Genomic DNA, 13,449 nt, shown 5'->3' on the forward strand with positions numbered 1-13,449 from the left:
TTAGGGGATGGCTTTGGCTTTTGTTCCTAGGGATGGTGCTCTTGGTTCTGTTGGGGGCCGCCTTGCGGGGCAGGGAGTGGTGGCCGAAGGTGGTGGCGCATCCGGAGCGGCAGAGCCTTTTCCGACTAGCCCGCCTCCTTCTGGCCCAGGGGCCCCCCTCCCTGCGGAGTGTGGCGGTGCGGACGCTCACAGGTCTTCTGCGGCAACGGGTACAGGGGTGGGAAAAGTGATGAGAGGTCAGCTCCTGTCCCCCCAGCAGCCCCCTTCCAAAACCCCGTGGGGTCGGCCCGCAAGGCTGAGGCCCAGGGGCTCTAGGCGCTGCCGCCTCGCCCCCCTAAAGGGCTGGCCCCAGGCCCAAAGCAAACGGCCCCGCCCAAGGGCGGGGCCGCTGGCGAGCTCCCTACAGCCCTGCGCCCTTTTCAATATGGGCCGAAACTTCCCCCGTTTCCTCCGCCTCACGGCGCAGAATCGCCGCCTTGATGCGCTTGAGGGTGGTCACCTCCTCCAGGGCCCGCTGGTCCAGGGTGTCGGTGATGAACTTAATCTGCTCGTTGATCTCGGGGATGGAGATCTGCTCTAGAGCGTTTACCCGGCGGTTGGTCTTTTTGATCTCCTCCCCAATCCGGCGCAGGCGGTTCTCGGTGTTGGCCACCGCGACGATGGCCCGGGCCAGCTCGCGGAACGCGGCGGCTGCCTCCAGCGTTTTGGCCCCCACGCCGATGGGGCTGAAGGGAAGCTCCCCTCCCCCTTCCGGTGCCTGGATGCGGGGCACCTTGACCCCGTAGAGACTGTCAACCTGGATGTCCACCTCGAGGGGCGCCGCAGTGAGGGACTCCACTGCCTCCGGGGTGTCAAAGGCCTTGGCAATGAGCAGGCTGAAGTAGGCCTCCTTGGCCGCGGCGTTCAAGGCCTCCCGGGCCTTGAGGGAGTCCTGCACCAGGGCGAAGAACTCCCCAATGAGGGCGTCGCGCTTGTTCTTGAGGAGCTCTACCCCCTGCAAGGCCAGGCGCTTCTGGTCGCGCTTGGCCAGCAGGGTGGAGCGGGTCGGCGAAACGGGTTCAGCCACAAGCACCTCCTGGTGGGTCCGGGCCCTGCCCTACGCGCCGACCAGCTCCTCCAGCTTGCCCGTCTTCTGGTGGTACTGCTCAATGTACTCGCGGCGAATGCGCTTGAGCTCGGAAGGCGGGAAGTCGGCGAGCAGGGCCCAGCCTATGTTCAGGCTCTCCTCAATGGAGCGCTCCTTCTGGCCCTGGTTAATGAACTTCTTCTCAAAGTTCTCGGCGAAGCGCAGGTACTTCTTGTCCATCTCGGTCAGCGCGTCCTCCCCAGTGATGGCCACCAACCGGCGCAGGTTGACCCCGCGGGCGTAGGCGCTGAAGAGCTGGTCGGCCAGCTCCTTGTGGTCGGCGCGGGTCTTGCCCTTGCCGATGCCGTTGTTCATGAGGCGCGAGAGGGAAGGCTGAACGTTGATGGGCGGGAAGATGCCCTGCTGGGCCAGCTCACGGGAGATGAAAATCTGCCCCTCGGTGATGTAGCCGGTGAGGTCGGGAATAGGGTGGGTGATGTCGTCCCCGGGCATGGAGAGGATGGGAATCTGGGTCACCGAACCCTTTTTGCCGTGCACCACCCCGGCGCGCTCGTAGATTGAGGCCAGGTCGGTGTACATGTAGCCAGGGTAGCCGCGCCGCCCCGGAATCTCTTCCCGGGCCCCACCGATCTCGCGCAGGGCCTCGCAGTAGTTGGTCATGTCGGTCAGGATGACCAAGACGTGGTAGTCGTGCTCAAAGGCCAGGTACTCGGCGGCAGTGAGGGCCATGCGGGGGGTCAAGAGGCGCTCCACGGTGGGGTCGTCGGCCTTGTTGAGGAAGAGCACCGAGCGGGAAAGGGCCCCGGTCCGCTCAAACTCCTGCATGAAGTAGCTCACCTCGCGCTGGGTGATGCCCATCGCGGCAAACACCACCGCGAAGCCCTCCGCTTCGCCCAGCACCTTGGCCTGGCGGGCAATCTGGGCCGCGAGCTCGTTGTGGGGCAGGCCCGAGGCCGAGAAGATGGGCAGCTTCTGGCCGCGGACCAGGGTCATGTTCACGTCAATCGCGCTAATCCCGGTCTGAATGAACTCCTCGGGCTTCTCGCGGGCCACCGGGTTGATGGGCGTCCCGTTGATGGGCAGGCGCTTGTCGGCCACCACCGGAGGCAGGCCGTCAATGGGACGCCCCGCGCCGTTGAAGATGCGGCCCACCATCTCCTTGGAAACCCCCAGCCGAGCCACATCCTCCACCAGCGAAACGGTGGTGCGCTCGAGGTTCAGCCCGCTGGTCTCCTCGAAAACCTGCAGCACGGTGTACTGGTCGGAAACCTCAATGACCTGGCCCCCGCGGATGCGGCCTGTACCGTCGTCAATATTCACGATGGCGCCGTAGGCCAGGTCGGCCGCCCCCTCGAGGAACAAAAGCGGCCCAGAGATGTAGGTTACGGCGTTGTACTCCTTTTTGAGCATCGCTTACCTCCTGGCGCTTCCTCACGCCTTCACGGCGCCCAGGAAGGCGGTCTTGATCATCTCGTCAAACTCTGCCTTGTAGGCCGGGAACTCCTCTTCCGGCACGTAGCGGGCGCGCCCAATCTTCTCAATTACCGGGTCGCTCAGGAAGTCGGCGATGGTAGCCCCCTTGGAAAGGGCCAGCTCGCCCTGCTTGTAGGCCGCAAGGATCATCTGCATAATCCCGTAGGCCTTGGCCATTGAGCAGCTCGCGTCCACGGGGTCAAAGCCGTTTTGCTGCAGGAAGTCCTCCCGGGCGATACGGCCAATCTCCAGGGCCAAGCGCTCGGTGTCCTGTAGGGCGTCTGGGCCTACTAGTTGCACCACCTGCTGCAGCTCGGCCTCGCGCTGCAGAATGGAGATGATCTGGGCCCGCACCTCAGGGTAGTCGGGGGCCACGTGCTCGCGGTACCAGGGCTCCAGGATGTTCAGGAACAAGGAGTACGAGCGGGCCCAGTTGATGGCAGGAAAGTGCCGGGCGCGGGCCAGCTGGGCGTCCAGGGCCCAGAAACCCCCGGTGATGCGCAGGGTGGACTGGGTCACCGGCTCGGAGAAGTCGCCGCCCGCCGGGGAGACCGCCCCAATCACCGAGACCGCCCCCTGCTCGCCGGCCAGGGTAATCACCTTGCCAGCCCTTTCGTAGAAGCTGGACAGACGCGAGGCCAGGTAGGGCGGGTAGCCCTCCTCGGCCGGCATCTCCTCCAGGCGCGAGGCGATTTCACGCAGGGCCTCGGCCCAGCGGCTGGTGGAGTCGGCCATCAAGGAGACCTTGTAGCCCTGGTCGCGGAAGTACTCGGCCAGGGTGATGCCGGTGTAGAGGCTGGCCTCACGGGCCGCAACGGGCATGTTGGAGGTGTTGGCCACCAGAATGGTGCGCTCCATCAGGGGACGTCCAGTCTGGGGGTCTTCTAGCTCGGGGAACTCCACCAGCACGTCGGTCATCTCGTTGCCGCGCTCACCGCAGCCCACGTAGACCACGATGTTGGCGTCGCCGTACTTGGCGATGGACTGCTGGGTCACGGTCTTGCCCGAGCCAAAGGGGCCGGGAATGGCCGCTGTGCCCCCTGCTGCTAGGGGGAAGAGTACATCCAAGATACGCATCCCGGTAAGGAAGGGCTCGTTGGGGTCGAGCTTCTTCTGGAAGGGCCGGGGCTTGCGCACCGGCCAGTAGTGGGCCAGGCGCAGCTTGGTGCCATCCTCGAGCTCGGCGATGGTGTCGTCAATGGTGTACTGGCCCGGACCCACGATGCTCTTGATGCGCCCGCTCTTGTCGGGAGGCACCAGAATCTTGTGGGTGAAGCCGTACTCGGGCACCGTGCCCAGGATATCCCCCCCCTTGACCTCATCCCCTACCTTCTTCGCGGGGGTGAAGTCCCACTTCCGGGTGCGGTCCAGGGAGGAAACCTCAATCCCGCGGCTGATGAAGATGCCCGAGATGGCCTGAATCTTGTCTAAGGGGCGCAAAATTCCGTCAAAGATGCCGTTCAAAAGCCCCGGCCCCAGCTCCAGGGCCAAGGGCAGGCCGGTGGTCACCACCGGTTCGCCCACCTTAAGCCCGTTGGTGTCCTCATAGACCTGGATGAAGCAGGTATTGCCGTCCAGGCGGATAATCTCTCCCACCAGCTTCTCGTGCCCCACGCGCACGATGTCGTACATCTTAGCGCCTTGCAGGTTCTCGGCGATTACCGCCGGCCCCGCAATCTTCTTGATGGTTCCCACGGCTGTTCCTCCTTATGTGGGCATCTGGGCCACGTCCAAAGCGCGTGCTCGCCCGCCATCGCCCGGGCGCGGCCCGGGTCACAGCTTTATGTCAAACCCAATGGTTTCCCGTACCAACCGCCGCATGTAGGCCTTGGCGTCGCCCCCGCCGCCAAAGGTGTCCAGCAGGTTGGGCAACGAGAGGAGTACCGGGGCATTGCGCCCCCGCATCACCCGCTCAACGGCCTTGTTGGGGTCCTTGAGCAACCGCTCGTCCACCGCGATAAGGGCGTAGCGGTTGGACTGGACCATCTGGGCCAGCTTCCCAGCCGCCTCCTCAGGGGAGGCCACCAGGGCCTCGAGGCCCGCCATGCGAAAGCCCGAGGCCGTCTCGGCATCGGTCAACACCCCGATCTTCATGCGACCTCCTCAGGCATCATGTTACCTCCTTGGCCACCGCCTCCACCGGCAGGTTGAAGTAGGCCCGGCGGGCCAGAAGGCGGATGCGACTGGCCTCCCACTCCTTGCGGCGGATGTAGTCCAGCGCCAACCCAGCCCCCAGGGTATCCTTCCCCCCTTGGGCAGCCTTGTGGAGCAGGATTTGGCGCAGGGCCCGCTCGAGGTCGCCCAGGCTGCGGACCCCTACCACCCCAGCCAGCGGGGTACCGCTTAGGGCCTCCATGGCCCCAAAATCGCCGGTGGCCACCCGGTTGAAGAGCACCGGGGTCACATGGCTGCCCCCTGGAACGAAGTAAGTTTCGCTGGGCAGAACCCCCAGGGCCTGAAGCTTGAAGGCCGTGGCCAGGTTGATGGCGTCCACCTGGAGGGCAAAGTAGGAAGCCAGCACCGGCTCGCGCAGCCGCCGGGCCTTCTCCAGGGAGTAGGCGTAGAAATCCCGGTCCAAGGCCACCTCCAAGGCCAAAGGGTCGGGGTTGCCTGCCGCGGCATTCCTCAGCGCTTTGGCCAGAGGATGGGTCGGTAGCTGCAAAAGCTGGGCCACGCTGGCTGCGTCTGGGGCCTGCAGCATGGCGTTGACCAGGGCCTCCGGGAGGGTGCCCCCCAGGAGCTTGCCCTTTATCTCCTCCGGTGAAAGCCCGGCCGCCTTACCCCGCAGGATGGTCTTCAGGTTGGTCAGGTCGGCCTGCAAGAGCAGCAGGTTGACCGCCTCCCGCATAGGGCCGGTCACCAGCCCCGGCAGGTCGCCCACCGTGCGGCGCAGGTGGTTGGCCACCGCCCGGTCCACGTCGGCCAAGCCCTCCCCCACCATGTCCGGCCCATAGACGGTGTCGGCCAAGGAGCGCACGAAGTCAGGGAAGGACTGGCTGACTGCCTGCTGGAAGAAGGACTCGGGAACCATCTGGCTCCGCCGGGCGCGCAGGCGTGCGTTTAGGTAAGCGAAGCCGCCCCGCGACATCCCCTACCCCCAGATGGCCTTGGCCGCTTTGGCCGAAAGCGCATCCCAAGCCCGCTCGAGCCGCTCGGAAAGGGTGTTTTGCACGTAGGCCTTGCCTCCCTTGGCCACCAGGCGAACCCCGTCCTTGAGGCCGGGGTCGGTCCTGAGCTCGAGGCCCTTACTCCTAGCCCACTCCGCCAGCAAATCGGCGTGGGCCGGGTTCACCACCAGGGCCTCGGCCTGGCCCACGCTGCTTAGGGCCTCCTCGGCCAGCTTCTTCAGGGTATCGGCGAACTGGGGCTGCTGGGCCAGCTCGCCCAAAGCCTTGAGGGCCTGGGCCCGCACTTCCTCCACCACCCTACCTCGAGCGGCGATGCGGGCCTGGTTGAGCTGGAGCTCCGCCGCGCTCTCCGCACGCCGCAAAGCTGCCGCGTGCTCGGCTTCGAGGACCCGCTGCCGGGCAGCCTTCAAGGCCTCGGCCTGGGCTGCTGCAGTCTCCAAGATGGCCTTGACCTTGGCCTCGGCCTGGGCAGCAATGGCCTCTATCTCCGCCGCCACCTCGTTTTGCAGTATGTCTTCCAGTTTTGACATGGAACCCTACCCTTGTGATAAGGGCGGACGACGAAAAAGCCATCCGCCCCCGGCTTCCGCCTTAGTTGATAAGGAAGGAGAAGGCCAGACCAAAGATGGCCAGCGTCTCGGGCAGCAGGAAGAACAGGAGGGCCGTACCGAAGTTGCGGCGATCCTCCACCACCGCCCCCAAGGCCGCTGCACCGATGGCCGACTGGGCCACGCCGGTGCCCAAAATACCCAGGCCAATGGCCAGGCCCTTGCCGATGGCCGCGTAGTTGGCCCCCGTGGCGGCGTCACCTTCGGCGGCGTAGGCCACCGCCACCAAAAGGGCGAAGACGAAAACCGAAACCAACTTAGCCGCTTTAGCGATCTTCATGTTCGTTCTCCTTTACACAAAACCTGGTTGCTCAAGCATTGGTAGCGCGTTGAGAAACGCGCTTTACCCCACGCTCTCTTCGGCCCTCACCGACCGGAAGGGCCGGTAGGGGCGCCCACTCTCATCGTAAAACCCAAAGTTGGTGCCGAACTCAATCCAAAGCAAACGGATGGGCTGCAGGACGTGGCCCAAGGTGGTGATGATGACCACCGCCAAGAGGATGATGAGGCCCACCACAAACCCCAGGACACCGCCCAGAAAACCCATCCGCTCGGCCATGCTAAAGCCCACCTGGTTGGCCAGGCTGGCCAGCAGGGCCCCGGCCACCCCCACCGCGTAGATACGGATGTAGCTCAGAATCTGCCCGCCCTTAGAGGGTAGCTCGGCGATCATCAGGGGCATCCGCGCCAGGATGGCGCTCACCAGGAAGACCAGTATCCCCACCACCAGGAGAACCGTCAGGAAGCTGCTGTTGGCCTGGGTGAGGTAGTTGTAGGCGAAGGCGATGAGCGCGATGCAGCCGGCAAAATACCCCAACCCCTCCCAGAAATGGCTCATGTGGCCGTGCTTGAGGCCCTGCTGCATACGGATAACAAAGGCGTACAGCACCTGGAAGACCCCAAAGGCAATGCTGGCCAGCATCAGGAAGGTGGCGGTCTGCTCAAAGTCCAGCCGGTTGATGGTCATGGGGATGAGGCCCTGCCCCCCGTGGTTGGGGTCGTAGAAGATGGTGCCGCCTCCCGGCAGAATTTTGAGCTTCTCCAGGAAGGTACCAAAGGCCTCCCCGTAAATAAAACCCCAGACCACTGCCCAACCGGTCATCCACCACAGCACCTTGGAAAGGCTGCCCACCACCTCGGGGCTAAAGTTGGCCCCCAGAAAGCCAATGACCAGGTTCTTGCGGGCCTTGGCCAGCGAACCCAGCCAGTAGGCCAGGAGGCCAAACAGCAAGGCAATCCCGATATCGCCCACCACCATCCCGAAGAAGAAGGGAAAGAAGGCTGCAATCATCAAGGTGGGGTCATAGCTGCCGTAGCGGGGGGTGTTGAGAAAGCCGTGCAGGAGCTCAAAGGGCTTGGCCCAAGCGGGGTTCTCTAGGGTTACAGGAACCTGGTGCCCCTCGTGGTGCTCGTCCACGGGCTCAAAGGCGTAGACAATCTGGCCGCGCAGCCGGGCCAAGGCCTCCTCCACCCGACCCTTGGCCTTCTGGGGCACCCAGCCCATCAGGGCTATGCCGTACTGGCCTGCGGCCAGGTCGGAGGCCGCTTTGTAGCGGGCCACCTCGTCCTTGGCCCGTGTCCAGATGGCCACCAGGGCCTCGCGGTACTCCCGGGCCAGCCGCCCCACCTCCTCCCGGATGCCCAAAAGCTCCTCTGGGGCCAGCTTGGCCCGCTCCCTCATACGGGCCGCGGCCTGGGCCAAGGGCAGGCCTCCGTAGACCCCAGGGAAGCGCAGCTCGGCCAAGCCTAGCCGCGAGAGGGCCGACCGGGCGGCCTCGAGCTCCTCCCGCCGCACCACCAAGACCGCCAGCACCTGGTTGTCCAAGGGCTCGGCCTCGAGCACAAACCGATCCGAAAGGCCCTGCTGCAAAGCCGCGCGCACCGGCTCCAGCTCCTCGAGCTTGGCCACCAGGAACGGCAGCACCGCCAGCCAGCGGCTTTGATCAAGCCCCTGGACCATCTCTGCCAGCCGCTCCGCCGCTTTGCCAAAAAGCTCAATGGTCTGGAGCTCCTCCTCCAAAAGCGCCCGCTCCTTGCCCAGCACCAAAGCCCGCTCGGCCACCGGCTTCAAGATGGCCTCGGCCTCCTCTAGGGAACCGCCAAAGGCCTGCTTGCCCGGCCCCACCGGCAGCCCGGCCACCCCGAGGGACTGCTCAGCCTGGGTGACCAGCGCCTCCCAGCGCCTGAGCTCCGCCTCCTCCGTCGGCGATAGGCGGTATTCCCCCAGCTCGTCCGGCCGCAGGGGGTCTATGTGCACCACCCCGGCCTTCTGCAGCTCGGCCAGCAGGGCTCGAGCCAGGCGCTTGGGACCGGCCACAACCAGCTTTTCCATGGGGGCGATCAAGGCAAGACCTCCCGCAGCACGACCTGCACCGCCTCGGCCACCTTAGCCCGGGCCGACTCGGCTATGGCTGCCGCCTCGGCCTCGGCCTTGGCCTTGGCCTCCCGCTCTATGCGGGCCACAGCCTCGGCGGTGCGGGCGCGGTACTCCGCCTCCATGGCCTGCGCGGCTCGCTGGGCCTCCTCCAGCATCTCCGCAGCCTTGGCCTGGGCCTCCCGAACCCGGGCCTCGGCGGCCTGCCGGGCCTCCTCGAGCTGCTGGGCCAAGGCCCGCTCCCGCTCCGCCAAGCTCTTGATGAGTCCTGAACCAGCCACTTCCCCTCCTTTCACGCAGCGAAAAGCCGAGCAAGTGAAAACTTGCTCAAAGCGAACCCTAAGAATCATAGCGATTTCTCAGGATTCATGTCAACGCGAAACAGCATACAATAGAACTTCCCTACAGAGCCCTAGGCTGATAGACTCGCCCGATGAAGGTTCGCGTATCCGCCCGGGGGGCCGCCCGAATTCTAGCCCGACACCCCTGGGTATACAAAAGCGATGTGCTGGAAGGACCCCAAACCCCTGGGCTGTACCCGGTCCAAGGACCCAGGGGGAGCCTGGGCCTGGCGCTCTACAACCCCCTTTCCGAGATTAGCGTGCGGGTCTTCGCCTTTGAGGAGGCCGACTCCCCCCTGGAGGCCCTGCTGGCCAACCTCCGCCAGGCCCTGGCACGGCGCAAGGCAGCCCTCATGGCCGAGCCTGAAGGGGCCTTCCGGCTGGTGCACGCCGAAGGCGACCTGCTGCCCGGCCTGGTGCTCGACTACTATGCGGGCCACGGGGTCGTCCAGGTGGGTTCGGCAGCTCTAGAGCCGCTTACCCAGAGGTTCGTGGAGGTCCTCCAGGACGAGGTGGCCATGGAGAGCCTGCTGGCCAAGAACAACCACAAGCCCCGCAGCCTCGAGGGCCTCCCCCTGGAGGTGCGGCCCCTCTGGGGCCGGGTGCCCGATGCGGTGACGGTACGGGAGGGCTCCGTCCTATACCGCGCTAACCTCAAGGAGGGCCAGAAAACCGGGGCCTTCATTGACCAGCGGGACAACCGCATCCGCCTAGAGGCCTTTGGGGGAAAGACCGCTCTGGACGTCTTTAGCTACCACGGCTCCTTTGCTTTGCACCTGGCCCGGGGCTTTGAACAGGTCGTCGCCGTGGACAGCTCCCCCTCGGCCCTTTGCAGGGCCGAGGAAAACGCCCGGGTCAACGGGCTGGGCAACCTGATCACCCTCGAGGCCAACGCCTTTGAGTTCCTGCGGGCAGAGGAACGGCGGGGGGCCCGGTACGACCTGGTGGTCCTTGACCCCCCGGCCTTCGCCAAGAGCAGGCGCGACCTCGAGCGGGCCTACGCCGCCTACAAGGAGATTAACCTGCGGGCCCTCAAACTCCTGGCCCCAGGGGGCATTCTAGCCACCGCCTCCTGCAGCCACCACCTCACCGAGCCGCTTTTTTACCAGATGCTCGCCGAAGCCGCTGCCGACGCCCACCGCAGCGTACGGGTGGTGGAGAGACGGGGTCAGGGCTGGGACCACCCGGTGCTGCTCAACGTGCCGGAGACCCACTACCTGAAATTCGCCATTCTAGAGGCCCTCTAGCGCCCCTCACCTGGGGTTGGGCACCAGCGTAGCGATCCGGGCCACCCGGGGGTTGCGGAACCACAGCTCGCAGCGGTGGGGTCCCTCAAAGGTGGTGCGCATCCGCAGCTCAAAACGGGCGCTCTCCCCCGGCACAAGGCTGCGGTCGGCCAGCGGAGCCGAGCCGGTGGCCATCCGCAGCCCAGGCCCCACCACCCGAAGGTTGACCCGAAGGTCGGCCAGAGGGCGTGAACCGACATTTCTGACCACCCCCTGCACCAACACCCCCTTGGAGAAAGTTTTGCAGCTCCAGGAGAGCACCCGCAGGCGGTACGGCTCGGTCTGACCCAGGGCCACCCCCACGGTCAGCAGGAACCCCCACAAAAAGAGCCAGCGCCTCATGACCGCCCAAAATCGCCTGACCTTCCCGAGTTTCGCTCGGCTCCATTTGAGTAGCGTGAGACAAGTAAAAAAGCCCCAAGAGCGGGGCCAGTTGGTCGAGGAGACTGGATTTGAACCAGCGACCCCCTGCTCCCGAAGCAGGTGCGCTACCAGGCTGCGCTACTCCTCGCCACCAGCAAAGTATATGAGGGGAAGGGGACTTTGTCTAGGCAGCCAGAGCGGTTTAGGGGGTATGATGGGCCCAGCGATGGCTAAGCATCCCACCGATGCGACCTTCTACGCACGGGTGCCCGCCACCCTGGCCAACCTAGGCTCTGGTTTTGACGCCCTGGGGGTAGCGCTTGACCTCTACCTTGAGGTGCGCGGCAGGCTGGCCTCCACCGACCAGTTCCACTACAGCGGCCAAGGGGAGGTGCCCAACACCCCCGACAACCTCATCCACCAGGGCTACCGGGCGGCCTGGGAGGCCCTGGGGGAGGCCCACCCTCCTCCCATCGCCATCTGGGCCCACAACCCCATTCCTCTGGCCCGGGGCATGGGCAGCAGCTCGGCCGCTCTGGTGGCCGGGGCTGCCCTGGCCGACGCCATCTCCGGGCACAAGCTGGGCCGCGACGGGGTCTTCCGGGTCACCGCAGCCCTGGAGGGCCACCCCGACAACGTGGCCCCTGCGGTCTACGGGGGCTTCGTGGCTGCCCTGGCCGAGCCTCCGCTGGCCCTGCCCCTGCCCCCACCCCGGGGGCTGCTCTTCGTGCTGGGGGTCCCGGCCTACGAGGTGCCGACCCCTGAGGCCCGGGCCGCCCTGCCTGAAACGGTGCCCCGCGCGGATGCGGTATTCAACCTGGCCCGCAGCGCCCTCTGGCCCGCGGCGCTCTACTCCGGCCGCTACGAGGCCCTGCGCGAGGCGGCCAAGGACCGCCTGCACCAGCCTTACCGGGCCCACCTGATGCCCGGCCTGGAAGGCGCCCTGGAATCGGTGTACGCGGCCGGGGCCCTGGCCGCTTTTGTGGGCGGGGCGGGTCCTACCCTAGCCGCCCTGGCCCAGCCTGAACGGGCTGGGGACATCCGCCAGGCTATGCAGGCCTACGTGGGTAAGGGCACCATTCTGGTCCTGGGGTTGGGGGAAGGGTTGGTCCACGGAGCGGAGGACCCCTCTTTGGTGGCGGGGGGCGGCACGCCCCAAAGGCCCCGGGAGGCCTAAGGAGCAGGCCGGGTTGGCACCGGCGAACAAAAGAGGAGGAGGGTTGGAAGGAAGCTTCAGCACCATCCCGCTCAGCGATGTGGTTGCGATGATTCACGCCAACCGCGCCACCGGGGTCTTGGAGGTGACCTCCGGCAGGCTTCCCCTCAGGCTGGGGTTCGTGGAGGGTGAGGTGGTGGGAGGGGGCATTCTAGACTGGGAAGGCCTGGAGGCCATCGCGACCTTTCCCCTTCACCCCCCGGAGGGGCGCTTCCGATTCAAGGCGGGCCACCTACGGGGGACCCCCCTCATGCCCTTCAAGCTCTTCATCGGCGAGTGGGCCCGCCTAAACGACCAGTGGGCCCGCTTTCGCAGCGTGCTGGACTCCCCCAGCCGGGTGCTGGAGACCCCTCGAGCCGTAGAACCCTTCGCGGTCTTCGTGGGGGGTAGGAGTGTGCGGGCCGCAGCCAAGCGCTGGGGGGTGCCCCTGATTATCGCCGCCGAACGGGCCTGGCGGGGTCTACGGGAGGGCGACCTGACCAAGCTGCGCAAGTACGCCTGGTTCGCCCTGCGCATCCGCCACCCTTCGGCCTGGCGCACCCAGGCGGGCATCCGCAACCCCCAGGACCTCACCGTGCTGCTGGACGGGAGCCGCAACCTAGGAGAGCTCATCCAAAGCGGCCTGTCCATCGCCCAGGTGCGCGAGTACCTGATTGAGCGAATCCTGAGCGGCGAGCTCGAGCCCCCAGGCAGGGGCTGGCTGCTGCGCGACCTCCTGTGGGAGCTCGAGGCGGAGCAAACCCCCTAGGCCGGGGCCTGGTGAAAAACCCGCCCCTCCTTCATGACCAGCCTGAGGTGCCTTTCCGGCTCGGCAAGAACACGGATGTCCTCTAGGGGGTTTCCCTCCAGGGCGATGAGGTCGGCGTAGGCTCCCGGCACCACCTCCCCCAGCCTGCCCTCGGCCCTAAGCAGCCGGGCCGCGTACAAGGTGGCCGAACGGATGACCTCGAGGTTGGGCTGCACCTGGGCCCGTAGCGCAAACTCCCAGGACTGGTGGCGGTGCATGGCCCCCAATAGATCGGTGCCGTAGGCCAGGTTGACCCCCGCCCGGTAGGCCCGCTCGAGGGCCCCGAGCCCCTGGTCCAGCACCAGCTCCACCTTGTGGGCCACCTCCCTGGGCAGCCCCCCCTCCACTCCTTCCTGGGCCAGGGCCTGGTAGGTCACCAGGGTAGGCACCATCCAAGCCCCGTGCTGGAGGAAGAGCTCCAGGCTACGCTCGTCAATCAGGTTGCAGTGCTCCACGCTCCGCACCCCCAGGGCAATCGCCCGGTTAACCGCCCGCGCTGTGTAGGCGTGGGCCATCACGTATAGGTCGGCCATCTGGGCCTCTTCCACCGCGGCCCTTATCTCCTCTGAGGAAAACTGGTCGTTGGTCAGCCTATCGGTGGGCGAGGCGATGCCGCCCCCCAGCATGAGCTTAATCTGGTCGGCCCCCCGCCGCACCTCCTCCCGGACCGCCCGGCGCACCTCCGCCACCCCATCCACCACCCTGCTAAAGGCCACCGGGCGGCTTACCGTTTCCAAGGCCACCTCTCCAGCGGCCCGAACGTCGCCATGCCCCCCCGTCTGGCTC

The 13,449-nt window shown here is 66.1% G+C and carries 14 protein-coding genes, 1 tRNA gene and 1 pseudogene; 4 read left to right on the plus strand and 12 right to left on the minus strand.

Annotation, left to right across the window (positions count from 1 at the left end):
- Window positions 1–230, plus strand: a pseudogene (locus tag Mlute_RS10670) (IS4-like element ISTth2 family transposase); the annotation flags it as partial.
- Between the two features lie 170 nt (window positions 231–400).
- Here the strand turns inward: Mlute_RS10670 and Mlute_RS10675 are convergent.
- The 9 genes from Mlute_RS10675 to Mlute_RS10715 form a co-directional block, all read right to left on the minus strand.
- Window positions 401–1,066: a V-type ATP synthase subunit D gene (locus Mlute_RS10675; RefSeq protein ID WP_119360634.1), complete on the minus strand. Its 666-nt coding sequence runs from the start codon at window positions 1,064–1,066 to the stop codon at window positions 401–403.
- Window positions 1,067–1,096: 30 nt separating this feature from the next.
- Window positions 1,097–2,497, minus strand: coding sequence for a V-type ATP synthase subunit B (locus Mlute_RS10680; protein WP_119360635.1), 1,401 nt, complete (start codon window positions 2,495–2,497; stop codon window positions 1,097–1,099).
- Between the two features lie 21 nt (window positions 2,498–2,518).
- Window positions 2,519–4,255 (minus strand): V-type ATP synthase subunit A, encoded by a 1,737-nt coding sequence (locus tag Mlute_RS10685; RefSeq protein ID WP_119360636.1) that lies wholly within the window; start codon window positions 4,253–4,255, stop codon window positions 2,519–2,521.
- A 78-nt stretch (window positions 4,256–4,333) separates the two neighbouring features.
- Entirely contained in the window at window positions 4,334–4,654 is a 321-nt protein-coding gene (locus tag Mlute_RS10690) for a V-type ATP synthase subunit F (RefSeq protein ID WP_119360637.1), read from the minus strand.
- A gap of 16 nt (window positions 4,655–4,670) precedes the next feature.
- Window positions 4,671–5,648: a V-type ATPase subunit gene (locus Mlute_RS10695; RefSeq protein WP_119360638.1), complete on the minus strand. Its 978-nt coding sequence runs from the start codon at window positions 5,646–5,648 to the stop codon at window positions 4,671–4,673.
- 3 nt (window positions 5,649–5,651) lie between these two features.
- Entirely contained in the window at window positions 5,652–6,218 is a 567-nt protein-coding gene (locus Mlute_RS10700; protein WP_119360639.1) for a V-type ATP synthase subunit E, read from the minus strand.
- A gap of 61 nt (window positions 6,219–6,279) precedes the next feature.
- Window positions 6,280–6,576 carry a F0F1 ATP synthase subunit C gene (locus tag Mlute_RS10705; protein WP_119360640.1) on the minus strand — a complete coding sequence of 99 codons (297 nt, stop codon included), beginning with the start codon at window positions 6,574–6,576 and terminating at the stop codon, window positions 6,280–6,282.
- A gap of 63 nt (window positions 6,577–6,639) precedes the next feature.
- Window positions 6,640–8,628, minus strand: coding sequence for a V-type ATP synthase subunit I (locus Mlute_RS10710; protein WP_119360641.1), 1,989 nt, complete (start codon window positions 8,626–8,628; stop codon window positions 6,640–6,642).
- 8 nt (window positions 8,629–8,636) lie between these two features.
- On the minus strand, window positions 8,637–8,951 hold the full coding sequence (locus Mlute_RS10715) for a V-type ATPase subunit subunit G family protein (protein ID WP_119360646.1): 315 nt from the start codon (window positions 8,949–8,951) through the stop codon (window positions 8,637–8,639).
- 152 nt (window positions 8,952–9,103) lie between these two features.
- On the opposite strand from Mlute_RS10715, the gene Mlute_RS10720 reads away from it, so the two are divergent.
- Window positions 9,104–10,258 (plus strand): class I SAM-dependent rRNA methyltransferase, encoded by a 1,155-nt coding sequence (locus tag Mlute_RS10720; protein ID WP_119360642.1) that lies wholly within the window; start codon window positions 9,104–9,106, stop codon window positions 10,256–10,258.
- A gap of 6 nt (window positions 10,259–10,264) precedes the next feature.
- On the opposite strand, the gene Mlute_RS10725 is transcribed toward Mlute_RS10720, so the two are convergent.
- Window positions 10,265–10,639 carry a hypothetical protein gene (locus Mlute_RS10725; RefSeq protein WP_119360643.1) on the minus strand — a complete coding sequence of 125 codons (375 nt, stop codon included), beginning with the start codon at window positions 10,637–10,639 and terminating at the stop codon, window positions 10,265–10,267.
- Window positions 10,640–10,731: 92 nt separating this feature from the next.
- Window positions 10,732–10,808, minus strand: a tRNA-Pro gene (locus tag Mlute_RS10730).
- A gap of 78 nt (window positions 10,809–10,886) precedes the next feature.
- Between Mlute_RS10730 and thrB the strand changes: the two genes are divergently transcribed.
- Together thrB and Mlute_RS10740 are read left to right on the plus strand one after the other, a co-directional pair.
- Window positions 10,887–11,837: a homoserine kinase gene (gene thrB, locus Mlute_RS10735; RefSeq protein WP_182482542.1), complete on the plus strand. Its 951-nt coding sequence runs from the start codon at window positions 10,887–10,889 to the stop codon at window positions 11,835–11,837.
- 43 nt (window positions 11,838–11,880) lie between these two features.
- The gene (locus Mlute_RS10740) at window positions 11,881–12,624 is read left to right on the plus strand and encodes a DUF4388 domain-containing protein (protein WP_119360645.1); all 744 of its coding nucleotides are present in this window, start codon (window positions 11,881–11,883) and stop codon (window positions 12,622–12,624) included.
- On the opposite strand, the gene Mlute_RS10745 is transcribed toward Mlute_RS10740, so the two are convergent.
- Window positions 12,621–13,449 (minus strand): metal-dependent hydrolase family protein (locus Mlute_RS10745; RefSeq protein ID WP_147371070.1); only part of this gene is annotated, 829 nt, incomplete at its 5' end. The genes Mlute_RS10740 and Mlute_RS10745 overlap by 4 nt on opposite strands.

The organism is Meiothermus luteus (genome assembly GCF_003574085.1).
In the GTDB taxonomy this organism is placed as follows: domain Bacteria; phylum Deinococcota; class Deinococci; order Deinococcales; family Thermaceae; genus Meiothermus; species Meiothermus luteus.

Excerpts from the sequence above, each read along its gene's own strand:
- Mlute_RS10700 (WP_119360639.1), bottom strand. The coding sequence starts at position 6,218 with ATGTCAAAACTGGAAGACATACTGCAAAACGAGGTGGCGGCGGAGATA.
- Mlute_RS10710 (WP_119360641.1), bottom strand. The coding sequence starts at position 8,628 with ATGGAAAAGCTGGTTGTGGCCGGTCCCAAGCGCCTGGCTCGAGCCCTG.
- thrB (WP_182482542.1), top strand. The coding sequence starts at position 10,887 with ATGGCTAAGCATCCCACCGATGCGACCTTCTACGCACGGGTGCCCGCC.
- Mlute_RS10695 (WP_119360638.1), bottom strand. The coding sequence starts at position 5,648 with ATGTCGCGGGGCGGCTTCGCTTACCTAAACGCACGCCTGCGCGCCCGG.
- Mlute_RS10705 (WP_119360640.1), bottom strand. The coding sequence starts at position 6,576 with ATGAAGATCGCTAAAGCGGCTAAGTTGGTTTCGGTTTTCGTCTTCGCC.
- Mlute_RS10690 (WP_119360637.1), bottom strand. The coding sequence starts at position 4,654 with ATGAAGATCGGGGTGTTGACCGATGCCGAGACGGCCTCGGGCTTTCGC.
- Mlute_RS10680 (WP_119360635.1), bottom strand. The coding sequence starts at position 2,497 with ATGCTCAAAAAGGAGTACAACGCCGTAACCTACATCTCTGGGCCGCTT.
- Mlute_RS10725 (WP_119360643.1), bottom strand. The coding sequence starts at position 10,639 with ATGAGGCGCTGGCTCTTTTTGTGGGGGTTCCTGCTGACCGTGGGGGTG.
- Mlute_RS10720 (WP_119360642.1), top strand. The coding sequence starts at position 9,104 with ATGAAGGTTCGCGTATCCGCCCGGGGGGCCGCCCGAATTCTAGCCCGA.